Source organism: Bacillota bacterium (assembly GCA_013178125.1).
Taxonomy (GTDB): domain Bacteria; phylum Bacillota; class SHA-98; order Ch115; family JABLXJ01; genus JABLXL01.
The window spans coordinates 37,202-62,324 of record JABLXJ010000009.1 but is presented as its reverse complement, the minus strand read 5'-3'; the positions used below and the strand labels follow the sequence as shown (position 1 = coordinate 62,324).

25 protein-coding genes are annotated in these 25,123 nt (G+C 58.6%); all 25 read left to right on the top strand.

Features of this window, described 5'->3' with window-relative positions; all coding sequences use genetic code 11:
- Positions 1-27 precede the first annotated feature (27 nt).
- The 25 genes from HPY71_09215 to HPY71_09095 all read left to right on the top strand — a co-directional run bounded on the left by HPY71_09215 (position 28) and on the right by HPY71_09095 (position 25,091).
- Entirely contained in the window at positions 28-366 is a 339-nt protein-coding gene (locus HPY71_09215) for a flagellar protein (protein ID NPV53690.1), read from the top strand.
- 175 nt (positions 367-541) lie between these two features.
- Complete coding sequence (locus tag HPY71_09210) at positions 542-1,777, top strand: flagellar hook protein FlgE (protein ID NPV53689.1); 1,236 nt, start codon at positions 542-544, stop codon at positions 1,775-1,777.
- 198 nt (positions 1,778-1,975) lie between these two features.
- On the top strand, positions 1,976-2,257 hold the full coding sequence (locus HPY71_09205) for a flagellar FlbD family protein (GenBank protein NPV53688.1): 282 nt from the start codon (positions 1,976-1,978) through the stop codon (positions 2,255-2,257).
- Positions 2,258-2,308: 51 nt separating this feature from the next.
- Positions 2,309-3,109 (top strand): motility protein A, encoded by an 801-nt coding sequence (locus tag HPY71_09200; GenBank protein NPV53687.1) that lies wholly within the window; start codon positions 2,309-2,311, stop codon positions 3,107-3,109.
- Positions 3,093-3,905 (top strand): OmpA family protein, encoded by an 813-nt coding sequence (locus HPY71_09195; protein ID NPV53686.1) that lies wholly within the window; start codon positions 3,093-3,095, stop codon positions 3,903-3,905. Before HPY71_09200 ends, HPY71_09195 begins: the two co-directional genes overlap by 17 nt.
- 53 nt (positions 3,906-3,958) lie before the next feature.
- Positions 3,959-4,528 (top strand): hypothetical protein, encoded by a 570-nt coding sequence (locus tag HPY71_09190; protein ID NPV53685.1) that lies wholly within the window; start codon positions 3,959-3,961, stop codon positions 4,526-4,528.
- A gap of 151 nt (positions 4,529-4,679) precedes the next feature.
- Entirely contained in the window at positions 4,680-5,798 is a 1,119-nt protein-coding gene (gene fliM / locus HPY71_09185) for a flagellar motor switch protein FliM (protein NPV53684.1), read from the top strand.
- Complete coding sequence (gene fliN, locus HPY71_09180) at positions 5,689-6,135, top strand: flagellar motor switch protein FliN (protein NPV53683.1); 447 nt, start codon at positions 5,689-5,691, stop codon at positions 6,133-6,135. The genes fliM and fliN overlap by 110 nt, the downstream gene beginning before the upstream one ends.
- Positions 6,125-6,427, top strand: coding sequence for a FliO/MopB family protein (locus tag HPY71_09175; GenBank protein NPV53682.1), 303 nt, complete (start codon positions 6,125-6,127; stop codon positions 6,425-6,427). Before fliN ends, HPY71_09175 begins: the two co-directional genes overlap by 11 nt.
- Positions 6,402-7,085 carry a flagellar type III secretion system pore protein FliP gene (gene fliP, locus HPY71_09170; GenBank protein ID NPV53681.1) on the top strand — a complete coding sequence of 228 codons (684 nt, stop codon included), beginning with the start codon at positions 6,402-6,404 and terminating at the stop codon, positions 7,083-7,085. The genes HPY71_09175 and fliP overlap by 26 nt, the downstream gene beginning before the upstream one ends.
- A 44-nt stretch (positions 7,086-7,129) precedes the next feature.
- The gene (fliQ, locus tag HPY71_09165; GenBank protein NPV53680.1) at positions 7,130-7,399 is read left to right on the top strand and encodes a flagellar biosynthesis protein FliQ; all 270 of its coding nucleotides are present in this window, start codon (positions 7,130-7,132) and stop codon (positions 7,397-7,399) included.
- A gap of 69 nt (positions 7,400-7,468) precedes the next feature.
- Positions 7,469-8,302, top strand: a complete 834-nt coding sequence (gene fliR / locus HPY71_09160; protein NPV53679.1) for a flagellar type III secretion system protein FliR — start codon at positions 7,469-7,471, stop codon at positions 8,300-8,302.
- A gap of 16 nt (positions 8,303-8,318) precedes the next feature.
- Entirely contained in the window at positions 8,319-9,392 is a 1,074-nt protein-coding gene (gene flhB / locus HPY71_09155) for a flagellar biosynthesis protein FlhB (protein ID NPV53678.1), read from the top strand.
- 38 nt (positions 9,393-9,430) lie between these two features.
- Positions 9,431-11,530 (top strand): flagellar biosynthesis protein FlhA, encoded by a 2,100-nt coding sequence (gene flhA, locus HPY71_09150; GenBank protein ID NPV53677.1) that lies wholly within the window; start codon positions 9,431-9,433, stop codon positions 11,528-11,530.
- Positions 11,520-12,728 carry a flagellar biosynthesis protein FlhF gene (gene flhF / locus HPY71_09145; protein ID NPV53676.1) on the top strand — a complete coding sequence of 403 codons (1,209 nt, stop codon included), beginning with the start codon at positions 11,520-11,522 and terminating at the stop codon, positions 12,726-12,728. The genes flhA and flhF overlap by 11 nt, the downstream gene beginning before the upstream one ends.
- Entirely contained in the window at positions 12,725-13,858 is a 1,134-nt protein-coding gene (locus HPY71_09140) for a MinD/ParA family protein (GenBank protein ID NPV53675.1), read from the top strand. The genes flhF and HPY71_09140 overlap by 4 nt, the downstream gene beginning before the upstream one ends.
- Positions 13,806-14,486 carry a flagellar brake protein gene (locus HPY71_09135; protein NPV53674.1) on the top strand — a complete coding sequence of 227 codons (681 nt, stop codon included), beginning with the start codon at positions 13,806-13,808 and terminating at the stop codon, positions 14,484-14,486. The genes HPY71_09140 and HPY71_09135 overlap by 53 nt, the downstream gene beginning before the upstream one ends.
- Before the next feature lie 113 nt (positions 14,487-14,599).
- Positions 14,600-15,406 carry a FliA/WhiG family RNA polymerase sigma factor gene (locus HPY71_09130; GenBank protein ID NPV53673.1) on the top strand — a complete coding sequence of 269 codons (807 nt, stop codon included), beginning with the start codon at positions 14,600-14,602 and terminating at the stop codon, positions 15,404-15,406.
- Positions 15,407-15,423: 17 nt separating this feature from the next.
- Positions 15,424-15,813, top strand: a complete 390-nt coding sequence (locus tag HPY71_09125) for a hypothetical protein (protein NPV53672.1) — start codon at positions 15,424-15,426, stop codon at positions 15,811-15,813.
- A 233-nt stretch (positions 15,814-16,046) separates the two neighbouring features.
- Complete coding sequence (locus HPY71_09120; protein NPV53671.1) at positions 16,047-17,126, top strand: NDP-sugar synthase; 1,080 nt, start codon at positions 16,047-16,049, stop codon at positions 17,124-17,126.
- Between the two features lie 91 nt (positions 17,127-17,217).
- The gene (locus tag HPY71_09115; GenBank protein ID NPV53670.1) at positions 17,218-18,810 is read left to right on the top strand and encodes a DUF3794 domain-containing protein; all 1,593 of its coding nucleotides are present in this window, start codon (positions 17,218-17,220) and stop codon (positions 18,808-18,810) included.
- A gap of 156 nt (positions 18,811-18,966) precedes the next feature.
- A complete protein-coding gene (locus HPY71_09110; GenBank protein NPV53669.1) occupies positions 18,967-20,391 on the top strand; it encodes a DUF3794 domain-containing protein in 1,425 nt (474 codons plus the stop codon).
- 159 nt (positions 20,392-20,550) lie between these two features.
- Positions 20,551-22,134: a DUF3794 domain-containing protein gene (locus HPY71_09105; protein NPV53668.1), complete on the top strand. Its 1,584-nt coding sequence runs from the start codon at positions 20,551-20,553 to the stop codon at positions 22,132-22,134.
- A 208-nt stretch (positions 22,135-22,342) separates the two neighbouring features.
- Complete coding sequence (locus tag HPY71_09100) at positions 22,343-23,812, top strand: efflux RND transporter periplasmic adaptor subunit (GenBank protein NPV53667.1); 1,470 nt, start codon at positions 22,343-22,345, stop codon at positions 23,810-23,812.
- Between the two features lie 76 nt (positions 23,813-23,888).
- Positions 23,889-25,091 carry an FtsX-like permease family protein gene (locus HPY71_09095; GenBank protein ID NPV53666.1) on the top strand — a complete coding sequence of 401 codons (1,203 nt, stop codon included), beginning with the start codon at positions 23,889-23,891 and terminating at the stop codon, positions 25,089-25,091.
- The last annotated feature ends 32 nt before the right edge of the window (positions 25,092-25,123 follow it).

Below are 25,123 nucleotides of genomic sequence, written 5' to 3'. Positions count from 1 at the left end.
GCCGCCCCAGTTCAGGGGCCGGAGGCAATGCGCCCGGGGTCAGGGCCCGCCAGGGGAGTTGGTGGGCATATCGAGCCCTTTGATTCGGTCCTCCGTGCTGCCGTGGCGGAGCAGGGCATCAAGTTCTCGGCGCATGCAGAGGCCCGCATGAGGCTGAGGAATATAAGGCTTTCGAGCCGGGATGTGGCGAAGCTGAATACCGCGGTCGCGAAGGCTGCGGCGAAGGGCGCGAAGGAGTCGCTCGTGCTGATGGACAGGCTGGCGCTGGTGGTGAGCATCGAGAACCGGACTGTGATAACGGCGATCGACAGCGCGAGCGCCAGGGAGAATGTCTTTACAAATATCGATAGCGCTGTGATTATCTGACGTTCAGCCAATTCAGCTAGTGAAGAGGCGTTTAAGCAATATCTAACGGGCCGGACCTCTCGGAGGGGGCCCGGGGCCGCTGAACGACTGAGGCGGTAACTAGTAAATCTTGGAGTTGAAGCTGGCGAATTGAAGCCGGCGAACCCAATAAAACCCAGGGGAGGTCGATGCGACTATGATGCGAGCCATGTTTTCAGGGGTTTCGGGGTCAAAGGCTCACCAGGTCAGGATGGATGTCATAGGAAATAACATCGCGAACATAAATACCATAGGGTTCAAGGCCAGCCGCGTGACGTTTCACGAGGTCCTGTGCCAGACCCTCAAAAACGGGGCTGCTCCGGTGCCGGGCGGCCGCGGCGGCGTAAACCCGATGCAGGTCGGGCTGGGAACGGGCGTCAGGAGCATAGATACCTTCCAGACCCAGGGCAATCTTGAAACGACCGACCTGCCCACCGACCTGGCGATCGAGGGGGCGGGGTTCTTCGTGGTGTCGGACGGCGAGAAGCAGTATTTCACGCGCGATGGGGCATTCAAGCTCGACGCGGCCAATACCCTCGTGAACCCGTCCACGGGCTACAGGGTCCAGGGCTGGATCGCTGATGCGGCGGGGCACATCGATACGACCCAGCCGATTCAGGATGTGAAGATCCCGCTTGGCGAAAAGATGCTCGCGAAGGCGACGGCCAATGTGAAGCTGCGCGGCAACCTGGATGCGGGGGCGGCTGTGGGCGATACTGTAGACGTCCCGGTCGAGGTATTTGACTCGCTCGGGAAGGCGTATGATTTGACGGTGACATTTGAGAAGGTTGCCGGTGGACAGTGGAGTCTCAGCGCAAGCGGGGATGGTTCGCCAAGCATAACGAGTCCGTCTCCCGCACAGATAACCTTCGACGCCGATGGTCAGTCTGGGGTGTCCACGGGTTCGTTACAACTTAACCCAACCGGGGGTGCTACCACGCCCCAGACGGTCACCCTCGACTTCTCGACCATGACCCAGTATAATACCTCTTCCGGCTCCGTGGTGAGCATGGCGAGCCAGGATGGCTTCCCGCCCGGTTCGCTGGAGGACTTCAGCATAGCTGACAACGGGTTGATAACGGGGGTTTACACCAACGGGCAGCACCAGCCCCTGGGGCAGATAGTGCTGGCCAACTTCGCGAACCCCGCGGGGCTCGAGAGGCTCGGGAGCAACATGTACCGGTCATCGGCGAATTCAGGAGCGGCGCTTATAGGGGTGGCGACGACCGAGGCGCGCGGTAAGATCGTGGAGGGTGCGCTCGAGATGTCCAACGTGGACCTCGCCCGGGAGTTCACAGACATGATAATCACGCAACGCGGCTTCCAGGCGAATTCGAGGATAATCACCACCGCGGACGAGATGCTGCAGGACCTTCTCACGCTGAAGCGCTAAGTTCTAAGTTGATGTGGGGGATCGCCGGGCTCTTCAAATGGCATTCAAAACGGCATTCAAGCAGTCACCTTCCGCTGGTCTGGCTGCACACCGCCCTCCGCCCGGGGGATAGTAGTGGTGTGGCGGAACGGTGGTGTGCAGCCTGATACGGGTCCGGAGGCCGGGTCCAAAGGAGTGAGACGGCAGGGGGGTGGGAGCATGATCAAGGTCAACCGTCTCGACCAGAAGGAGATAGTTGTGAACGCAGAGCTCATAGAGACTGTGGAGGCCACGCCCGATACGATAATCACGCTGACCACCGGGAGGAAGCTCCTGGTGCGGCAGGGCGTCGATGAGGTAATCCAGAAGGTCATCGATTACCGCCGCTGCATCGCCCAGGGCCTGACTTTTAAGCACCCTGGCGAGGCCCCGGGCCGGTATGGGCCGGATCAGCGCGGGCTGGGCGACGAGTCAGTCGAGGACCGGGATGCCGGCGCGTAAGCACCTGACATCGAGGTTAATGGCTCTATCCAGAGAGAGGTGTCGTCGTTGATGGATGTTACTACATTCCTTGGCATCGTAGCCGGCGCTGTTCTCGTCGGGGCGGCAATATTCATGGGCGGGGCGCTGCGCACATTTTACGATCTCCCATCCGTATTTATTACGATCGGAGGAACCATAGCCTCTACGCTTGTGAATTTCCCCTTTTCGGAGATAAGGAGCGTCCTGCGGATCACGAGGATTGCTTTCACAGAGAAGGTGGACGACCCGACGGTCGTGATCAGCGAGATCATCGGCTTCGCCGAAAAGGCCCGCCGCGAGGGTCTCCTCGCCCTCGAGAATAGCCTCGATTACGTGGAGGATGATTTCTTGCGAAGAGGTTTGCAGCTTGTTGTGGATGCAACAGAGCCCGAGCTCATACGCGAGATCCTCGAGAACGACATCGCGTGCTCGGAAGAGCGACACAAGGCCGGGAGGCAGATATACCAGGCGATGGCGACGTATGCCCCGGCCTTCGGCATGATCGGGACGCTCATCGGACTCATCCAGATGTTGCGGAACATCAACGATCCGAGCGCGATCGGGCCGGGCATGGCTACCGCCTTGATCACCACGTTTTATGGCGCCATGCTCGCCTACCTGGTTTTCACACCCATTGCAGGGAAGCTCGAGCTCAGGAGCGAGAAGGAGACCCTGCTCAAGGAGATAATGCTCGAAGGCATCCTGGCCATTCAATCAGGGGATAACCCACGCATCGTGGAGGAGAAGCTCCGGGCTTACCTCTCCCCCTCTATGAGGGCAAACATAACTTACAGGCGACCGGTGGTGGGAGGCTATGAGGAACAAGCGTAGGCGCGGAGGCAACGATGGGATCAGCGGGGCTCCGGCCTGGATGGTTACATACGGCGACCTAATGAGCCTCCTCATGTGTTTCTTTGTGTTGATGTTCGCCTTTTCAAGGATCGATATCATAAAGTTCAGGCAGGCGATCATCTCCCTCCAGGGGGCCCTGGGGGTGCTCACGGGGGGACCGAGGCCGCTCAATCTCGGCGACCTGCCGGCTCAAAAGCCCCCTTCTGAGAGCCCCGAGGCGCGCGAGCGGAGGAATCTCATGGGCGTCATGAGGAGGTTTGAGGGCTATCTCCGCGAGAAGGGCTTGTCGAATGATGTCGAGCTCAAGCTCGATGAGCGCGGGCTGGTGGTGAGCTTTATGGATAAGGTGCTGTTCGACCGGGGCGAGGCAACGCTGAAGCCCGATGCGAAAAAGGTCCTGATCGAGGTGGCCGGGTTGATTAAGAAGCTGCCAAATGATATCAGGATCGAGGGACATACGTGCGACCTGCCGATCCACAGCGCGAAATTCCCGTCAAACTGGGAGCTCTCGACGGCCCGGGCCACAGAGGTTCTGAGGTATCTTGTCGAATCGCTGCGCCTCCCGCCCGAGCGTTTCTCGGCCATGGGCTACGGGCAGTACCACCCCAAGGTCCCGAATACGAGCGAGCGAAACAGGGCCCTCAACCGCCGTGTTGACATGGTGATATTGACGGAGAAGAGGCGGTGGGAGGAGCCAGGCAAGGCGCCCGGGCCAACTACAGGGGGTAGGCCGGCTGCAGGGGGTAATTCAGCAAAGACGGTTACGGTCGATTAGGTGAGACTTCAGGCGAGACTAGTTAGCTCAGATGCTGTTTGGGGGTATGGACCATGCCAGGGAATAGACCTGTCCCACCCGGGGCGCCCGGGGACCGGGGCATTTATCAGGGCGTTCGAGGTATGCAGCCAGGGGCGCGGCTCCCCGGAGGGGCTCAAGGGAGCCGGGGGCGCGGGCTCGCCGGGGTGTTCTTCGGAAGGAACCTCACGCTCATCGGCATCATCCTGTTGCTTCTGGCGGCCGGGGCTTACTATGGCATCTCCAAGAAGCACCCGATCATGCTGAACGGGGCCGCCAAGCAGGCTGAACTCCAGGATGTGCAGGGGCCGATCGAATCCTTCGACCCATTCATTGTAAATATAGCTCGCACGGATGCCGAGCGCTACTTGAAGGTTTCCATATCTATAGAGCTTACGACCGCAAGCGCCGCCCGCGAGGTCAAGACCAAGCTCGTCAGGATGAGGGATGTAGTCATCAACGTTCTGACAAGCAAGACCCTGTCCGAACTTGATAGCCCGAAGGGCAAGGAAGAATTGCGTCGCGAGCTTGTCCAGGCTTTTAATAGTAACCTCGACACGGGGAAGGTGCGCAATGTGTTTTTTACTGATTTCGTAATTCAGTAAGTGAGCAGGCGGAAACCCGGAGGCCGGAAACCCGTTGACCCGGGGTGAGTCGGGGTAAGGGTAAGGCAGTGCCGGAGAAAGCCGAGATTATCGCAAGCAAGTCGAGTGGATCACAGCGGGGCGGGCAGGTTATAGCGAGGGGGGATCATGGTTGTCGGATATACTTTCACAAGAGGAGATCAATGCGCTTCTTTCATCTCTCATGGAGGACCAGGCGTCCGAAGAAGCGGCAGGTGCTCCCGCGCCGGCAGGCCCGAAAGACGTGAAGCCCTACGATTTCCGGCGGCCTGATAAATTCTCGAAGGTTCAACTGCGGACGCTGGAGATGCTGCACGACACCTTTGCGAGGCACCTCTCGACGACCCTTTCGACCCACTTGAGGACCCCTATCAAGGTGACGCTCACCCTTGTCGAACAGCTTACGTTTGACGAGTTCATATCGTCCCTTCCGGCCCTGACCGTCATCGCATCGATCGACATGTCCCCGCTCGACGGGAAGGCAGTCCTCGAGATAAATCCGGCGGTTGCCTTTTCGATGATCGACAGGTTGCTGGGGGGAGCCGGTAGATTCGAGGGTGAGCCCCGGGAGTTGACCGATCTCGAACAGATGCTCATGAAGAAGCTCATGGCCAGAGTCGTTGACGATATGGCCGGGGTGTGGTCGAACCTCATCCAGCTCGAGCCGAGCCTCGAGAACATGGAGACGAACCCTCAGTTCGTACAGGCCATGTCGCCCAATGATTCCGTAAGCGTGCTCGCCTTTGAGATCAGCGCTGAGAATATGTCCGGCACCATGAGCCTCTGCCTGCCCTACCTCACGTTGCAGCCGATCATCCCGAGGCTCGGCGCCCAGCAATGGTTCGCGGAGGGTAGAAGGGGCATCCAGGATTCTAAGAGACTCGCCCTGCGCAAGGAGATCGAGCGCGTAAAGCTGCCCATATCCGTCGAAGTCGGCAGGGCGGCCATCACTGTAAGGGAACTACTCGGGCTGGAGCCAGGGGATATCATCAAACTGGACAGGCACGCCCCGAGCGATTTCAGGGTCTTCGTCGGGTCGGGTGCCAAGTTCCTGGGAAGGGCCGGGCTCGTGGGAAGGCGGGTTGCCGTGGAGATTACAGCCTTTACGGGCGCTGCGGAAGGAATCAATAATGGCAGGCTAAATGGCAGCGTCCCGGGCGATGGAAGGGGCATCAACAACGGCGACAATAACAGGAATGATAATGATAATGATGGAGAGGGTGATCCGGGTGCCAGATCAGATGCCCAATAATGCCAGCAATGGAGGGAATATCACGCCTGCTCCCATGGAGCTGAAGCCCCTCGCAGGTGAGTCTCAGCACCAGGCCGTGGGGAATATAGGGAGGGTTTTAGACCTGTCGCTGCCGATAAGCGTTGAGCTGGGGCGGACTACGATGCTTATCAAGGACATCTTGAACCTTGCGCCCGGCTCCGTGGTGGAGCTGGACAGGATCGCGGGGGAGCCTGTTGACATCCTCGCCAACGGGAAGCTCATCGCCAAGGGCGAGGTGGTCGTGATCGATGAGAATTTCGGGGTGCGGGTCGTGGACATAGTCGAGCCCGGCGAGAGGGTGGCCGGTGACGATTAACATGAGCGGTCTCCTTCTTGTCCTGAGGACGATAGCATCTCTCGGCCTGGTTATAGGCCTCATATATTTCACCATTTATATCCTGCGCTATTTCGCGGCGAGGGGCCAGGGAAAGCTCCTGGCGGGGCGTGCCCGCTCCATGATGGTCATAGAATCGCTCGCCCTCGAGCCCGGGAAGGCGTTGCACCTTGTGAGGGTCGGAAAGGAAGTCATGTTGATAGGGACGAGCAACGCGGGGCTTGCGCTTATTGGAAAGGTTGAGGGGTATGGGGATTCCAATTCCCAGGTTTGAAATCGGCATGGGCCAGGCTGCGGCGCCTCAGGACGTCGCGATGTCGCTCCAGATACTGATCTTGCTCACGATCTTAACCCTGGCGCCGGCTATCCTCATAATGCTCACGTCTTTCACGAGGATAGTCATAGTCTTATCTTTCATTCGTAATGCTCTTGGGTCCCAGCAGGTGCCGCCCAATCAAGTCCTGATCGGACTGGCATTATTTCTTACATTTTTTGTTATGGCCCCAACCCTAAACAAGGTAAATGAACAGGCCCTCCAGCCATATCTGAAGGGCCAGATAACCCAGGAGGTTGCCCTTGAGAGGGCCGTTCGCCCGCTTAGGGAGTTCATGTTCAGGCAGACCCGGGAGAAGGACCTCGCCCTGTTTGTGAAGCTCGCGAAGGCGCCGAGGCCGAAGAATCCCGGCGATGTCCCGACCTACGTGCTTATACCGGCCTTTGTGATAAGTGAGATCAAGACGGCCTTTGAGATAGGGTTTGTCATATATATACCGTTTCTGGTGATCGACATGGTCGTGGCGAGCATCCTGATGTCCATGGGCATGCTCATGCTGCCGCCGGTTATGATCTCGCTCCCATTTAAGATACTGCTCTTTGTCATGGTCGATGGCTGGAATCTCGTGATAGGGTCGCTGGTCAGGAGTTTTCATTAGGGATATTTGCCCTCGAGACGTCCGGGATAGGCGGTGGTGCTAACGTGAATGAAGAGTTCGTGATCGGCCTGGGCCAGCAGGCCATCTGGACTATCCTGAAACTCTCCGCGCCCGCGCTCATATTTGCGCTGGTCGTCGGGATAATCGTGAGCGTGCTCCAGGCCGTGACGCAGATCCAGGAGATGACGCTCGCGCTCGTTCCCAAGATAATCGCGGTCATCGCGGCGCTGATGATATTCGGCCCGTGGATGATAAAGGTGCTCACGGCATTCACCATGCAGCTCTATACGAACCTGCCGAATTACATAAGGTAAGCCTGGTATGAAGTGAGCCGGGCCGCAGGTGAATCAAGGTGGATCAGGCTACTCGAGGTGGGGTGGGGCATGTACCTTACGGGCTGGACCCTGGCGCAACTGCAGACCTTTCTCCTTATCGTCGCGCGGGTAGGTGGCGTCTTCGCCTTTGCGCCCGTCTTCAGCGGGTATAATATCCCGGTCCAGGTGAAGGCGGCGCTGTGTTTTGCAATAAGCCTGATAGCGCTGCCGGTCGTCGGCGCGGGGGTAGCGGCGGCCGGGGGGTACCCAGCGGATATCATTGCTTATAGCCTTATCGTCATAAGAGAGATTCTGGTGGGGCTCGCAATGGGGTATGCTGCGTCGTTGTTCCTGGTGGCTGTCCAGTTTGCGGGAAGCTTCATCGATCTCCAGATGGGGTTCGCCTTTGTGAATATCGTCGATCCCATGGCGAACCGGCAGATCACGGTGATCGGGCAATTCGAATACCTCCTGGCGATGCTGCTGTTCCTCGTCTTGAATGGTCACCACTGGCTGATCTCGGCGGTGGTGAAGAGCTATAATGTGGTGCCGCTCGCAGGCGGAGTCGGTGCGGCCGGTGCAGCCAGCGGCCAGCTCGCGGTGGGCCAGATATTCCCGGTCGGGATAATCCAGCCGGGCCTGGTGAGGTTGTTTTGCGATATCACGGCGATTGGATTCAAGATCGCCGCGCCCATCACAGTGACGCTGCTGCTGGCGGATATAGCCATGGGGGTTGTCGCGAGGACCGTGCCTCAGATGAATGTCTTTATTATAGGCTTCCCGCTCAAGATCGCTGTTGGATTTATCATTATGATCGTGTCGTTGCCGGTCTTCGTGGCGATACTCCGGGAGATTTTTTCGGGGCTCGAGAGCGAGCTGCTGCTCCTGCTGCACGGAGCGTAGGAGGTGAGATCCAGGATTGCCTCGCGAAGACAAGACCGAGGCCGCCACACCCCGCAGGCGCCAGGAGGCGCGCAGGCGAGGGCAGGTGGTCAGGAGCATAGAAGTGAATACAGCCATGATCTTGTTCGCCGGCCTCGTGGCCCTCAGCGCATGGGGGATGTCGAGCTTCTCCCAGCTCTTTACCTTTACCCGGGGTATCCTGGCCCGGAGCGCAGCCATAGAGCTCAATGAATCGCAGCTGAGCTCGATCTCTTGGGCCGTCCTGGTCGAGGTCGCCCGCGTCGCGGGCCCCGTGATCCTGGCGTGCGCCCTGGCCGGGCTCTTAAGCAATTTTGCACAGCTCGGGTTCCTCCTCACCCTGGAGCCGCTCATCCCGCGCCTCGACCGCCTCAACCCGGCGAACGGGCTCTCCCGCCTCTTCTCGCCAAGGGCCGGGATGGAGCTGGTAAAATCGGTCGCCAAGGTCGCGATCGTGGGGTATATAGGCTACTCTACACTCCGGCAGGAGCTCCCGAGGCTGGTTATGGCATCGGGCATGGATAATGCGAGCATAGTAGCGCTTATCCGGGGGCTCTCATTCAGGTTAGGCTTCCGCATGCTCCCGGCCCTGGCCGTCCTGGCGGCCGCCGATTATATATTTCAGCGGCGCGAATTCGAGGCAAACCTCCGGATGACCAAGCAGGAGGTCAAGGAGGAATTCAGGCAGATGGAAGGGGATCCGGTTCTCCGATCGAGAATCCGGGCCAGACAGCGTCAGATCGCGATGCACCGGATGATGCAGGACGTCCCCAAGGCTGATGTGGTCGTCACAAACCCTGTTCATCTCGCAGTTGCATTGAAGTATGATTCGAAGACCATGAACGCGCCCAGGGTGGTGGCCAGGGGGGCGAGGCTCATTGCGGAGAGGATCAAGGCGATTGCAAGGGAGCACAACATCCCGGTCGTTGAGAACCCCCCGCTCGCCCAGGCGCTTTACAAGGCCGTGGATATAGGGAAGGAGATACCGCCCCATCTCTACAAGGCCGTTGCAGAGATCCTGGCATATGTGTTTTATTTGAACAAGCTGAACAAGCGTGCCACAACAAGCTGAACAAGACGGGCATGTTACTGGTGAAAGGTTGATGCAGAATGGCAGTCGGGAATCTACGAACCGCCAACCTAGGAATCGCGAGGCGTATACCAGTCAACAATCTCGCGAAGTATAGCGACATCCTTGTTGCCGTGGCGATAGTCGCCATCCTCGTTATGATGATCATCCCGATGCCGACGATGGTTCTTGATGTGCTTCTTACGCTGAATATCACCGGCGCCCTGGTGATATTGCTTGTAACCCTGTATGCCCTCGAGCCCCTTGATTTCTCTGCCTTTCCTTCTCTCTTATTGATCGCGACGCTCTTCAGGCTTGCGCTCAACGTCTCATCCACGAGGCTCATCCTGCTCCACGCTTACGCCGGCAGGGTCATAGAGAGTTTTGGAAACTTCGTAGTCGGCGGGAATTATGTCGTTGGGATGGTTGTCTTCCTTATCCTGGTCGTTATCCAGTTCATCGTGATTACAAACGGAGCGGGCAGGGTTGCGGAGGTGGCGGCGCGTTTCACCCTCGATGCAATGCCCGGCAAGCAGATGAGCATAGATGCAGATCTGAACGCCGGCCTCATCACCGAGCAGGAGGCCCGGGCGCGCAGGCGAGCCATCGAGCAGGAGGCGGATTTCTATGGCGCCATGGACGGCGCGAGCAAGTTCGTGAGGGGCGACGCCATAGCCGGCATCATTATCACCTGCATCAATATACTCGGCGGGATCGTGATCGGCGTGATTCAACTGAAGATGCCCGTGATGGAGGCTCTCCAGCGCTACGCCCTTTTGACCGTCGGCGACGGGCTCGTGAGCCAGATACCTGCGCTCTTGATCTCCACCGCCACAGGGATTATAGTAACCCGCGCGGCGTCCGAGTCAAACCTCGGTGAGGACCTCGCCCGCCAGGTGCTTGCCCAGCCGAGGGCCGTCGCCATAGGTGCTGGGATGCTGCTTCTCTTCGGCATGGTTCCGGGCCTGCCCAAGGCCCCCTTCTTTATGATCGCCATAGCAGCAGGGGCGCTGGCGTACGCCCTCTATAGCGCCGGCGAGGCCGCGACAGAGGAGGCCGCACCCAAACCCGCCGACCAGCCCAGGGCGCCTGAGAATTTCATGAACCTCCTGGCCATCGACCCCCTCGAGCTGGAGATCGGGTATGGGCTCATCCCCCTTACCGATGAGGCTGAAGGAGGGGATCTTCTCAACAGGGTAACCATGGTGAGGCGCCAGGTTGCCCTCGAGCTCGGCCTCGTCCTGCCTCATATCAGGATACGTGACAACATCCAGCTGAGGCCCGGGGAATACGCCATCAGGATCAAGGGCGTTGAGCTCGCCCGGGGAGAGATATTGATGGGGCGCTACCTTGCGATGAACCCCGGCCTTGCCACCGAGCCGGTCCCTGGGATAGAGGTCCGCGAGCCTGCGTTTGGATTGCCCGCGATCTGGGTGACGGAGGATGTGAAGGAGAATGCGGAGGCGGCCGGCTACACAGTTGTCGATCCGAGCTCAGTCATTGTCACCCACCTCGCTGAGGTCATAAAGGCGCACGCGGCCGAGATCCTGGGACGCCAGGACGTATCCAACCTCCTTGACAACCTGAAACAATCGCAGCCAGCGGTTGTCGAAGAGGTTGTACCCAGCCTCCTGACCATCGGCGAGGTCCAGAAGGTGTTGCAGAATCTCCTGCGCGAGCGGATCTCCATACGCGACATGGCCACGATCCTCGAGGCCCTCGGGGATTATGCGCGCGTTACGAGGGACATTGACGCCCTTACTGAATATGCCCGGGCGGCCCTTGCCCGCAACATCTGCAGGCAGTACAAGAATGCGGCGGGCGAGCTTGTTGCGGCCACCATCGACCCGGGAGTTGAGGACATCATAGCCCAGGCAATACAGCATTCCGAGGCCGGGTCGACCCTGGCCCTTGAGCCCGCCGTGGTCCACCGCTTTACTGCGGCGCTGGCGAAGCAGGCGGAGAAGATGGTGGAATCCGGCAACCAGCCGGTCGTTCTTTGCCGGGCGAGCGTGAGGCCATACGTCAGGCGGCTGACGGAGCGCCTCCTGCCCAACCTTGTTGTCCTTTCCTACAACGAGATCGTCCCCGACCAGAAAGTCCGGACGGTAGGGATGGTGAGTATTGACAATGCAAATTAAGAGATATGTAGCGTGGAACGTGCAAGACGCTTTAAAAAGGGTCAAGGCTGAGCTCGGGCCTGATGCGGTGATCCTGAATGCCCGCAAGCTCCCGTGGCCCGGATTCCTCAAGCACTTCATAAGAGAGCGGGCTGAGGTTGTGGCAGCTCTCGACGGGAGGCCGGCCCCTGCCTTCGCCCGCCAGCCGGGCGCCCCGGGTATAAGCCCGGGTGAGAGAGAGATGGCTGCGGCTGCTACGACTGCAATGAAACCGACGGGAGATCCGGTTGCAAGGGATGCGCCGGCCGACCCTGTCGCGCGGGAATTGAAGGAGATCAAGGCCGCAATCGCGCAGCTTGCGGTGAATAATACGAAGGCTGCCTGGAGCGATCCCAGGTATGACGAGATATACCGCAGGCTCCTTGACCAGGGTGTGGATGGGGATATAGCTCTATCGCTGGTAAACGCCGCAAGAGATGAATTCGAGAGCCCGCAGAGCAGGAGGGCCGGCGGGAGGGCTCGCGCCCATGTGCATCCGAAGATGCTCGAGAGAAGCGTCGCGCTGGCTATCAGGAAGATGCTCCCCGTGGCAGGGCCGGATTCAGAGCCGGATTCCGCCGGTGGCGGGAGTTGCAGGAGGGTCGCCGTTATAGGGCCCACGGGGGTTGGCAAGACCACAACCCTGGCGAAGCTGGCCGCCAGGTGCGCCCTCGTCGATCACAGGAAGGTCGCCTTTGTTACTGCCGATACATATCGTGTGGCTGCTGTCGAGCAGCTGAGGACATACGCCGAGATCCTGGGTGTCCCGTTTGATGTTGTGCATACGCCATCGGAAATGCGAACGGCGATGGAGCGATACAGGGACTTTGATCTAGTTTTCATAGATACCTCCGGGCGGAGCCCGAAGGATAGGGTAAGACTCTCGGAATTGCGGGCCTTTGTTGATGCGGCGAGGCCGGATGAAACCCATATCGTCCTGAGCGTCGCCACGAAATCGGTGGATCTTCTGGATGCCCTCCGCAATTTCGAGCTTATATCGTTCGACCGGATCATCTTCACCAAGCTAGATGAGACATCATGCTACGGGGGCATCTTGAACGTCGCAGCAAGGGCCCAGAAACCGATATCTTATGTGACTGCGGGCCAGGATGTGCCGGATGATATTGAGGCCGCCGATGCAGAAAAGCTTGCGAGCCTGATTATCGGTGATGCTTCATGAGCGGGCAGGCGGAAAAGCTCAGGATGCTCATGGGGGATTCACGGGACGGTGATCCCCGCGATGATCCCCAGGCCGGGGCCGGGGGGCCCCGGATCGTCGCTGTTACGAGCGGCAAGGGCGGCGTCGGCAAGTCCAATTTTACGCTGAATGCGGCCATATCCCTGGGCCTCTCCGGGGTGAGGGTTGCGATCCTCGACGCCGATCTCGGGCTTGGGAATATAGATACCCTTCTGGGCGCTACTCCCCGGTATAATCTCCTGGACCTCATCAGGGGGGATGTCGGCCTGGATGAGGTTGTGATAACCGGTCCGGGTGGCATAAGGGTGATCCCGGGCGGATCGGGGATCCCGGAGCTTGCCAGGCTTTCAGAGGATGAACTTACAAAGATAATGGCCTCCCTGACCCAGCTGGAAAGCCAGACAGATATCTTCATGCTTGATACCGGGGCGGGCCTGGGGCCGGGCGTCATGGGATTCCTGAAGGCGGTGCGCGATATCATTGTCATAGTGACCCCTGAGCCGACGTCGATCACCGATGCCTACGCTATGATAAAGGCCATCTATAGCGAGAACCCGGGGGCGGAGATTGGGCTCGTGGTCAACATGGTGAGGGATGCCGGTGAAGGCAGGCATGTCGCAGAGAAACTGGGCCTTGTAACCCAGCGCTTCATAGGCCGCAGACCAACCTTCGCCGGATACGTTCCCAACGATATCCTCGTGAGAAGGGCCGTGATGCGCCAGGAGCCATTCATCACGGCTTACCCGCAGTCCGCCGCGGCGCGGTGCATCCGGGCCATAGCCCGCTCCCTGGAGCCGCTTCCTCGGGGTGTCACTCGTGCCGCAATCGGGCCGGGAGCGGCGCAGGTAGCGCCAGCGGCCGCGGCGGCGATGGCGTCCCCAGCAGCCCGGGCTGGTAACACAGCCGGGGCAACCCGGGTAACTGCGACCGGGACCGGGGCAGCGACTAGGGCTGGGGCAGCGCGGCCCTACTCTGGGCTGGCCGGCCTCCTATGGCGCATGCTCGAGGCAAGGTTCCAGGTATTTCAGGCATTTCAAGTGTCACAGGGAGGGGGAGGCAGTGATCCCAGGGCGTTTTCTGAGGATAAACCAGCTGATACAGATCAAAGTTAGCTCGGGGGAGTACTCAGAGACGTACAATAGCCGGATCGAGGACATCCGAGATGACGCGCTCATCGTAGCCATGCCCCTCTTCAACCGCAGACTGGTGCCTCTTCGACCCGGGAGCTTGGTACAGGTGAGCGTTGCGGCCCGGGATGCCGTCTACTCCTTTGACGCTCAGGTGGTCAGCCGGACCCTGAAGCCGGTTCCCCTGGTTGAGTTGAGGGTATCGTCGGCGGCTGAAAGATCGCAGCGGCGCGAGCACGTGCGGGTGCCGGCGAAGCTGCCCGTTTACTACCGGAATCTCAGTGATCCGATGGCACATAAAAAGCTGATGGATCCCGCAGAGACAGTGGATATAAGCGGCGGGGGACTCCTTGCCGTGTTTTCGGCCTCCAGCCGCACACCAATACCGGGTGACGACAGCGACCTGGAGCTCGAGCTCTACCTCCCGGGGCGCGACCTCCCGGTGAGGCTGGGGGGCAGGGCGATACGTGTATGGAAGGAAGGAGATACGGAGTTCGGGAGCTTGTATAAGATGGCTATTTCCTTTACCAGGGTCGAGGAGCGCGATTACGAGGATATTATAAGGTATATAGTCGAGCGCCAGCGCGAATTGAGGCTAAAAGGCGTGCTATAACGAAAAGACGCGCTACAGGAGGAAGGCGTCCTGGTGGGTCCGGGACCCTAGGTTCGGAGGAAGGAGAAGGTTTTATGGCAGTGCGGCAGGCGCATGTGGCTTCAACAACCGGGATGGCTGGTGTGCATGCAGGGAACCACGGGAAAAGCGGGACAAGCGGGGATGAAGAGTTCTGGGCGACTTACAGGCAAAAAAGTCCGGAGAGAGCCAGGGAGGAACTCGTCCTCAAGTACCTCCCCCTGGTCGGCTATATTGCCGGGAGGGTGGCCATTAACCTCCCGTTGAACATTGAGTATGATGACCTTGTGGAATATGGCATCATCGGCCTGCTCGATGCCGCCAGCAAGTTTGAAGTTTCGCGCGGCGTGAAGTTCGAGACCTATGCGCAGATCCGGATCCGCGGCGCCATAATGGATGGGATACGAAACCTCGACTGGGTGCCGCGTTCCATCAGGGCGAAGGCCAAAAAGCTCGAGCAGACCTACACATCCCTTGAACAGGAGCTGGGTCGCCCTGCCACGAACGAGGAGGTGGCTAAGGCCCTTGGAATCGACAGGGCCTTCCTGGATTCCATGGTTGCCGATATAAATCGTGGCGGCATAGTCTCCCTCGATGAGCTCCTCCAGGCCGATGAGGATGGGGGGACGGTGGCCATCGTGGACGTCATGAGGGATCCTGACAGCCCGGATCCCATCAGGGTGATCGAAAAAGCGGAGCTCGTGAGGCGTCTCGGGCAGGCCATAGACGAGCTTCCCGATAAGGAGAAACTGGTCATTTCATTATACTACTACGAGGAATTGACCGTCCGGGAGATCGCAAAGGTCCTCGGGGTCTCTGAATCCAGAGTTTCTCAGCTCCATACCCAGGCCATCCTGAGGCTGCATGGGAAGCTGACCTCCGAGGGCCTTATCGAAGCGTGAGCGAGGAGGGGATTGTCGTGTCCATCAGACCCCTTGATCTGCAAAACGTCATTTCCAAAGCTCAAGAGGTCGAGAGGATTCAGAGGGTTCAGGACGAGGGGGCAAAGCTCCAGCAGCAGGCTTTTGCCTCGGAATTGCAGCACAAGGCCGACGAGAGGTCCCAGCAGGTTACATCAGCGCCCGAGGCCAGGGGGGGTAAGATCGAGGAGCGGCGTCAGAAGGGTGGCAGCAAGGATAATGGTAAGGGCGGCAAGGGTAGCGGCAAAGCCAGCGGTAAAGCTGGGGATAAAGGTGAGAGTGAAGCGGGAGGTCGGGGTGTCGGGGGGCGCAAGAACCCCGGGGATATCGAAAGCGGGGTCGTGGATGGGGTTGTGGTGAGGGGTTCGAAGCTTGATATTGAGGTTTGATCCAGGCAGGCTCGCCCCGGGCAGTTTCACCCCGGGCGGGTTCAACAGTCAATGAGCAGTCAACGGTCGAGGTCAACGATCGAGCGACGATCGAGGTCCTTCGCACATCGCGGAGGACCTTACATATTATTAAGGTAAGCTCACTTGTTGAGGGATACCCGTAAATTCTTGTTGAGGTAAGCCCGCAAATCCAGGTGCGATAGGAGGTGGCTGACAAAGGGGGTGCATGACGCATGAAAGGAATTATACTCGCAGGGGGCAAGGGCACCCGCCTCAGGCCGCTTACATTCTCCAGGCCCAAGGGCCTCGTGCCCGTCGTAAACAGGCCGTTTTTGGAATACCAGCTCGAGCTGATGATGGCTAACGGGATCAATGATGTAATCCTCAGCCTGAGCTACAGGGCCGCTGATTTCCGGAAGTACTTCGGGGATGGGGCGAGGTGGGGGGTGTCCATATCGTACGCGATCGAAGATGTACCCCTGGGGACAGCGGGCGCGGTGAAGAACTGCGAGGTTTTATTAGATGGCCAGACCTTCATCGTGTTAAACGGTGATGTTCTTACTGATATAAAAATTTCGGATGTGCTCGAATACCACAGGGCGAAATGCGGGGAAGCGACATTGACCCTTGTAAGGGTTGAGGATCCAACCGTCTACGGCGTCGTCGAGACAAACCATGAGGGGAGGGTAACCGGCTTCATTGAGAAGCCAGGCTGGGAAGAGGTGACGACGAATACAATCAACGCGGGCGTTTGCGTTTTTGAGCCAGAGATTCTAGGGCGCATAGAAAGGGGCCGGGAAGTATCGCTCGAGCGCCATATATTCCCCCAGATCGTCAGGGAGGGAGGGGATATCTACGGGTATGTTGCCGACGGCTACTGGCTTGATATCGGGACGCTCCAGCGGTATTTCCAGTGCCATTTCGATATCTTGAATGCTAGACTTGATCTTATGCTGCCAGGGCGGAAATTCTCGCGGGGCGTCCGCATGGGAAGGGACGCGAGGATACATAGATCGGCGCGGCTTGTCGGCCCGGTCATCCTCGGCGACAGGGTGACCATCCGGCCGGGGGCCGAGGTAGGGCCCTGGGTTGTTGTCGGCGATGAGGTATGCGTCGGGGAAAACGCAGTTGTCGTAGAGTCTGTGATTCACTCCCACAGCTTTATCGGCAGGCGTTCCAGAGTGCGCCGGTGTGTTGTGGAAAGCGGTTGCCAGATAGGAGAGGAGAGCCAGCTTGAATTCATTATCATGGCGGCGAATAGCACGATAGGTCGCGGGAGTTTGGTTGATCCGGGTCTATCTATGCTCGTATGAGAAATTTATGCACGTTTTTGGGGACCGCGCATATAGTATAAATGAAAAGCGGCTGTCCGTTTCGTAGTTGGAGAGGAAAGGGGGAAAAAAGATGGCTGTGGGTGTGGAGCTGAAGCAGGAGCTGCTCAAGGTCGAACAGGTCGTCGGCGAGGCCAGTGTTCGAAAGGCCATGCGGGAGAAGATCGCCATACCGGCTGGCGGACCTACTGCTGAGAAAGTTGTAAGCGTGGATGTAGAAGTCAAGACATCAAGCTTTGAGATTATAAAGGATAAGGTCCTCATCGAAGGCACCCTCGGTGTGAAGGTCCTCTACGTCGGCAGGACGGCGGCCGGCACTCAACCTGTGCAACTCCTGGAAGAGGATATTGCGTATGATGTAGTTGTAGAGATCCCAGGCACACAGCCGGGCATGACGGTCCAGATCTCAGTAAAGGCCCAGCAGGTCGGATTCGACCTTCTCAACTCCCAGACTGTTGAGGTCCAGATCGTCCTCCATGGGTTTGCCAAGGTCACCCGGACCGAGCAACTCGAGGTGGTTACCGATGTAGCGGGGCCCGAGGGCATTAAGGTTTCCAAGGAATTGCTCAAGGTGGAGGAGGTCGTTGGGGAGCAGGTTTCCCAGGCGGTTATAACCGACAGGGTCACGGTGCCTGAGGAGAAGCCTGATATCCAGTCTATCATCAGCGTCCAGGCCAAGGCGCGGCTTACCGACGTGCAGATCATGGATGACCAGGTTGTCATCGAGGGCATGATTGATGTCGACATCATGTACGCGGCAGACGTCCACGACCCCTACCTGACCAGGCTGCCGGTCCACTTCATGGAGGCTCAGATAAGGTTTACCCACGTTGTCGAGGTCAAGGGAGCTGCCCCGGGCATGCACGTCCAGGTCACCTTCGAAGAGGAGGCGGTTGACTCGGATCTCGTCGACGCCAGGACCGTGAGCATCGACGCCGTGCTCAAATTCGTCGCCAAGGTCACTATAACAAAGCAGCTGGAGATTGTTACAGAGGTGACTTCCGCCACCGTCGTCCTGGATGTCGCCAAGAGGCTCCTGAAGGTCCAGGATGTAATCGGTGAGGATGTAACCCAGATAATAGTCAAGGAGACGTTGAAGGTCCCGCGGGAGAAGCCGAACCTCGAGAGGATCCTGCGGGTTGATTCAACGGTCAATGTAGAAGAAACCAAGATATTGAAGGACAAGGTGATAGTGGATGGAACCCTGGATCTCCAGACTCTCTATGTGGCTCAAACCATGGAGGGAGACCAGCCGGTCCACCACATGGAGCACAGCCTCAAGTTCACGCAGGTCGTTGAGATCAAGGGCGCCGAGCCCGAGATGGTGGCTGATGTCCGCGCCGATGTGGAGCACGTCGAATTTGAAATAGTTGACGATAGGACCTTCCAGGTCAGGGTCCTCGTGGTGATCGCTGTCAAGGTTACGGAGCCGCTGCAACTCAATGTCGTGATCGATGTGGTCGTTGTGACACCGCCTGAGGTGCCATGCCCGACGCCGACCATGACCTTTGTAACTGTGCAAAAAGGCGATACGCTGTGGGCTCTAGCTCGCAAGTATAACACGACGGTAGAGGCAATCGTTAAAGCCAACAACATAGCCGATCCTAATATGATCCAGGTCGGGCAGGTTCTCCAGATTCCGGTTTGCCCGCCGCCCAAGGGATAGAAAGGGCCCACCAGGAAGACCAGCGGGAGCTGCGGGTTCACCTGGAGCCGTGCAGGAGATCACGGGCAGGACGGGCATCCCGTGGTCTTCCTGTATATGAATTCGTGATATGAGGTTGGGGCCCCAAAGCGTGCAGGAAAAGGAGGGAAAGGTGAAATGGTTCTCAAGAAGGAACGGCTGAAAGTATTTGAGGTGGTCAACGAGAAGGCCGCGAGGGCCGTCGTGAGGGGCGTCCAGGGCGTTCCCGAAGGGAAGCCCAATATCGAAAAGGTCCTCGGAGTTGTAAATGTGACCGTCTCGGCCACCGGGACAGCCATTCCTAATAAGGTCATCATTCAGGGGACCGTGACGACCCAGACCCTGTATGTCGCAGCCATGCCGGAACAGCCCGTCCATCATATGCATCACACACTGACCTTCCTCCAGTATGTGGATGTGCCAGGCGCCGCTCCCGGGATGAATGTATTTATACGATCCAGGGTGGATTATTCCAATGTAATCATGCGCTCCCCTGATACTGTTGAAATAGAGGTTATAATCGAGTTCTTCGTCAAGGTGACCCAACTGGTGGAGCTCGACGTTGTAACCGATGTCCAGTTCAAGAGCATACCGGCGAGGGTCAAGAAGGAGCTTGTAAAGGTCGAAGAGGTGCTCGGGGAGAACGTGGCCCAGGTCAATCTGAGGGATACCCTGACGATCCCTCCTGAGAAGCCGCCGGCCCAGAAGATTCTCAATATAGTAGGGTGGGAGGTAACTTTCACCGAGGTCCGGGTCATTCCAGATAAGGTGGTGGTCCAGGGGACGTTGACCACCCAGATCATATACGTCGCGGAGACGCCCACAGGGGACCAGCCGGTGCATCATGCCCACCTCACGACGAGCTTCTTTACATATGTGGATATCCCCGGGGCTCGCCCAGGCATGATGGTCGAGGTTACGCCGTCGGTGGAATTCGCCCAGGCGCGGTTGGTGACGGGCACCACTGTTCTCCAGGAGGTCATACTCAAGATCACAGCGAGGGTCACGGAGATAACCCAGATGAGGGTCGTAACCGACGTCCGGTCCGACAAGGTGCCGATTAAACTCGAAACTCACCTGGTCAAAATGAGTGAGGTTGTAAATGAGGTCACGAAACAGATAAATATAAGGCGCCAGGTGACTGTGCCCGCGGTGAAGCCACCTGTGGGGAAGCTTCTCGGCATATTTAATACGAAGGTTGAGATCACAAGCGCTGAGATTCTTGACGGCAAGGTCGTGATCCAGGGCAGGGTTACGGTTCAGATCGTCTATGTCGCCGCGCTTCCAGACCAGCCCGTGCATGAAGTTCAGAGCGTTATAGAGTTCACCGACTTCATCGATGTGCCGGGCGCGCTGGTCGGCATGGAGGTCCAGGTGCGGCCGCAGGTTGAATTCTCCAATGTCCAGATGGTCCCCATGCCCGAGCTACCATATGGGGGCACAACGCAGCTTCTGATCGATGTGATTCTCGAGGTCCTCGTGAAGGTAACCAAGATGGTGCAGATAAACGTTGTAACGAACGTCACCACACCGCCGGACTGGCGTGATTGGGATCCAGCCTAGCCAGTGCTGGTTGCCTATTGCCGACGGGTCGACAGGTCGACCGGATCGACAGATCGGGAACGGAGAGCCGCTGCGCAAATAGCCGCTGCGCAAACTAGAGGGGCGACAGGCCATGCTTGATACGCTGGCCGTCGCCCATTTGTTCGAGGGGGGAGAATAATGACCGAAAGCGTTTCAGATTTGAGCCTGGATTTCAGGAGGAAAAGGGTGAAGACGGAGTTTGTTGTTGCCGAAGTATCATCCAGCATGGTCGTTCGCGAGACGCTTACCGTGCCGGCGGGTAAGCCCGATGTGGCCTCTGTCCTGAGCGCCCGGGAGGAACCTGTGATCACCAGGGTTACGATAATACCCGGCACAGTCATAATCGAGGGCATGCTGACTCTCAATATCATGTACGTCGCAGCTCTACCTTCACAGCCCGTTCACTTCTTCGAAGCCAGGGTCCCCTTCACCCATTTTGTCAATATCCCGGGGATATATCCCGGGATGATAGCTGAGGTCTTCGTCACGGCCCAGTTTGGCAGATATACCGTTATTGACCCGAGAACGGTTGAGGCGAATGTAATACTGGAGTTCAAGGTGCGCGTGATCAGGGAGGAGATCGTCGAAGTTGTGGTCGATCTCCCCGTCAAGGTGATCCCCATTCCCGCCCCGCCGGTTGAGCGCAGGAAGATCACCCTGGAGGAGGCCGTGATGCAGGGGGAGGCGGAGACCGTAGCTACCGGTACAATAACCATACCGGCGGGAAGCCCACCTGCTGCAAGCGTTGTCCACGTTGACGGGGTTTCCAGGGTTGTAGAGGCGGATGTGATCTACGGGAAGGTCATTGTGGATGGCCGCGTTGATGTCCAGGTGCTTTACGTCGCTGCCCTGCCGCAGCAGCCGGTCTTTGCTGTGGAGGGCTCCATCGATTTCAGCGGGTTCGTAAGCCTGCCCGGCGTCGATCCAGGCATGTTTGCATTTGCAATATCCCATGTGGAGGACATCAGGGCGGAGGTCATCGACTCCCGCAAGATAAGGGTTCGAGCGATTGTCAAAATAAAGGTGATCGTGACCCTCCGGAAGGAGATAGAGTTCATATCCAGGCTGGAGATTCCTGCCCCGCCGCCGCTGGTCACAAGGGAGTTTCTCGCCGAGGAGATCGTGGGGCAGGCCGAACAGACATCCGTGGTCAAGGCCACTGTGGGCGTGCCCCCTGGCAATCCCAGTATATCGAGGGTCATCGCGGTTACGGCCAGGGCCAAGGTCAAAGAGGTCAAGGTCATTCAGGATAAGGTCATAGTAGATGGCCTGTTGAGCATTACCATCCTGTATGTGGGGGCTCTCCCCGACCAGCCGGTCTTCGCGGCTCAGGACACGATATCGTTCTTGACGTTTGTGCATATTCCAGGGGCTATGCCCGGGATGTTCGCGGTGGCGGATGTTGATGTTCTCAAAGCCTCTGCAGAGCCCATAGGCCCCAGGGCCTTCGATGTGCGGGTCGTCCTGAAGACGTGGGCTCTCGTAACGGAGATCAGGACGATTCCCATTATAGTCACGGAGCGGGAGGCTGTGGTGGCCCAGCCAGGCGTGGCGCTGGTGCCGCCGGTCGCTGGGAGGGTGCACATTGTGAAGCCCGGGGAGAGCCTCTGGGTGATCGCGCAGACTTACGGGGTCTCGGTCGAGGCGATTATGCGGGCGAATAGTATCAGGGATCCGGAGCGGATTGAGGTGGGGGATGCCATCACGATACCGGAGGCGTGAGACCTGGGGCGCGGCGCGCCGGCCAGCTTGCGTTTATACGTTGGCTGGGCGGCGCGACGTCCCTAAAATCACCCTGAATATCACCCGAATGGGCGATTGTTGAGTTCGTCCGCGAGGTGATACATTATATCTGTGCGAGATGATATCTGTACGGGATGGGGACAAGCCGCATACCATTGGGCGCATCCTGCTGTGGGGGTGAGGAAGCTTGCAGGGTAGGAAAGCGGTTCTTATCTTGAGCGGACTCCTAGTTATGAGCGCGGTGTTGGTCCTGGCATTCAGGGGGCATGGCTCTAGGGCTGAGGTTATCCCTGTTGAGACCCATAAGGTAACCAGGCGGGAACTGGTTGCGACGGTGACGGCGAGCGGCATCGTCAGGTCAGCGGCCAGGGACGAGATCCGCTCCGAGCTAAGTGGGAGAGTGGTCCGGGTCAATGTAAAAGAAGGCGAGGTAGTGCTTCCCGGTCAGGTGATTCTCGAGCTCGACCAGGCCGGGCTCGCCCTCGAATACGCCCGGGTCATGGCAGAGCTCGCATCGGCGGAGGCGGACCTGGCCCGGCTGGGGGATATGTCGGCCGGACCGGGGCAGGACCTCGAGGTCATCCAGGCGCAGGCCAGGCTCGACCTTGCGCGCGCCAGATTTGAGGAGGCCCGCCAGGGCCCCGCGGGCGTGGAAGTGGACCGGGCGGAGAATGCGCTCGGCCAGGCAGAGATGGCCTGGAAAGAAGCGGAGAGGGAGGCGGGCTTGATGAAGGAGCTGTATGTGGCGGGCGCAATTCCACGAAAGACCATGGATGAGGCAATGGTGCAACTCAAGACCCGTCGGTCCCAATATGAGATGGCAAAGAAGGAATATGGGGCCGTAGCTTATGGCCCCAGGAAAACTGATGTCGATGCAGCCTTTGCCCAGCTCAGGGGGGCTGAGGCCGGTCTCGCGCTTGCTGTGGCGCAGGCCCGATCTCGCGAGACGGCGAAGCGGGCCGCCATGGAGCGAGTTTCCCATCTCAGGGCCAATTTGGAGTTCCTTGGGAAACAGATGCATGCTACCAGGATCAGGACGCATACGGGGGGAATCCTGGCATCGCTGAAGGCATCGTCGGGGGAGCCCGTCGGCGCTGGGATGCTTGTGGCGGAGGTTATAGACCCCGGTCGCCTTTTCGTCGAGGCGGGGGTCGATGAGGTGGATATCGCCCGCATAGAGATCGGGCAGAGGGCGAAGATTTCTTTCGATGCATGTCCGGGGCGGGAGTTTTACGGCACGGTCGCACATATAGCACCCGGGGCTGTCCCCGAACCGGGGATATCCAGGTTTAACATAAGGGTTGACATGGGGGCGACTGGTACGCGTGCGACTAATGGGGTGCTCAGGCCGGGGATGTCCGCGGACGTCGAGGTGATCACGGCGCGCAGGCCCAGGGTGCTGGTGGTGCCGGCTCAGGCGATCACCATACGAAATGGGCGAAAGGTTGTCCTTGTTGCGGCTGGCGGCAGGGTTAAGGAGGTCCCGGTGATATGCGGGCTCGAGACTATTTCAGATGTCGAAGTTGCCGGGGGACTGGAGGCTGGCGACGAGGTGATCGTTGGGCCGTATGAGGCCCTGGAAACCTTGAACGACGGGGATGCTGTTTCAATCAGGCGGGAAGGGGCCGGGAGCTTCATAGAGTTTAAAATAGAATGACCTCTACTCTATATTTCATTAATTGCATCCTCATCCTATCTCATCATCCATTAAGCAATCTCGAGGTGCTATGTGCATGGGATTTATGGACTGCTTAAACCTCGCCCTATCGAGCATCAAAGCCAACAGAATGCGATCCGGTCTCACGCTCCTGGGCGTTATCATCGGCGTTGCCGCGGTGCTCGCGATGATATCCATTGGCGAGGGTGCGCGCCATGAGGTCTCAGGGGAGTGGGGCAACCTCGGGGCCAACCTGATCCTGGTCAAGCCGGATCCCCTTGATGAGGACGTCAAGCGGGGTGATTTCAAACCCCTGACGCTTGATGACGCGCGTGCAATCGAGGACTTGTGCTCGCTCGTGAGCAGCGTGACGCCGGAGATCGTGAGCAAGGGCCTGGTAAGATGCGGGGGCAGGCACGAGGAGGTTGCCACGATATATACAACGCACGACGCCGCCAGGATAGGTGGTAACCGTTTGAAGGCCGGGCGATTTTTGAGCGAGCTCGACATCGCTAGACGGCGCCCGGTTGTAGTCCTCGATGCGGGTCTCGTGGAAAGGCTCTTTCCTGGCCGGAATCCCCTGGGACGGAAAATCAGGCTGAATGGGCAGGGGTTTATTGTAATCGGTATTATAGCCGAGGTCAACAGGGGTGTTGGTCTCGCCAGTGATAGCGCTGGCGGTATGGTCATCTACCTGCCTGTTTCTCTGGCGGAGCGGATGACTGGATCCAGTGCTGTCTCTACGATCCTTGCCCAGTCCACCCGGCCGGATACCGTGGGCCAGGCATGCAGGGAGGTGGAAGCGCTCCTGAGGCGCCGTTACGGGGCATCATTCAAGTACCGGGTCCAGAATATCGAGGCTATGGTCAGGGCCGCCCGGGCCACATTCTCTATATTTACAGCGATCTTGGGCGGGATTGGGGGCATCTCCCTCCTGGTAGGAGGGGTCGGGGTTATGAACATAATGCTTGCCACGGTAAGCGAAAGGACTCGTGAGATAGGTATACGCAAAGCGGTCGGGGCAAAGAGGCGCGACATACTTCGTCAGTTTATCATTGAGGCGGCGGCAATGTGCATTGCTGGTGGCCTGGCCGGTGTGATCCTGGGGAGCGCCATAGCGCACGCCGTGGCAGCTATTGGGGGGTGGCCGGCTCTCATATCCGCCTCTTCCATCATTGTTGCGCTGCTCTCCTCATCGCTGGTCGGGCTAGTTTTCGGGACGTATCCTGCCTGGCGGGCGGCAAGCCTCAGGCCAGTTGAGGCGCTGCGGTATGAATGATACTGCGTTCTGATCCATGGTATCTTTTCGCG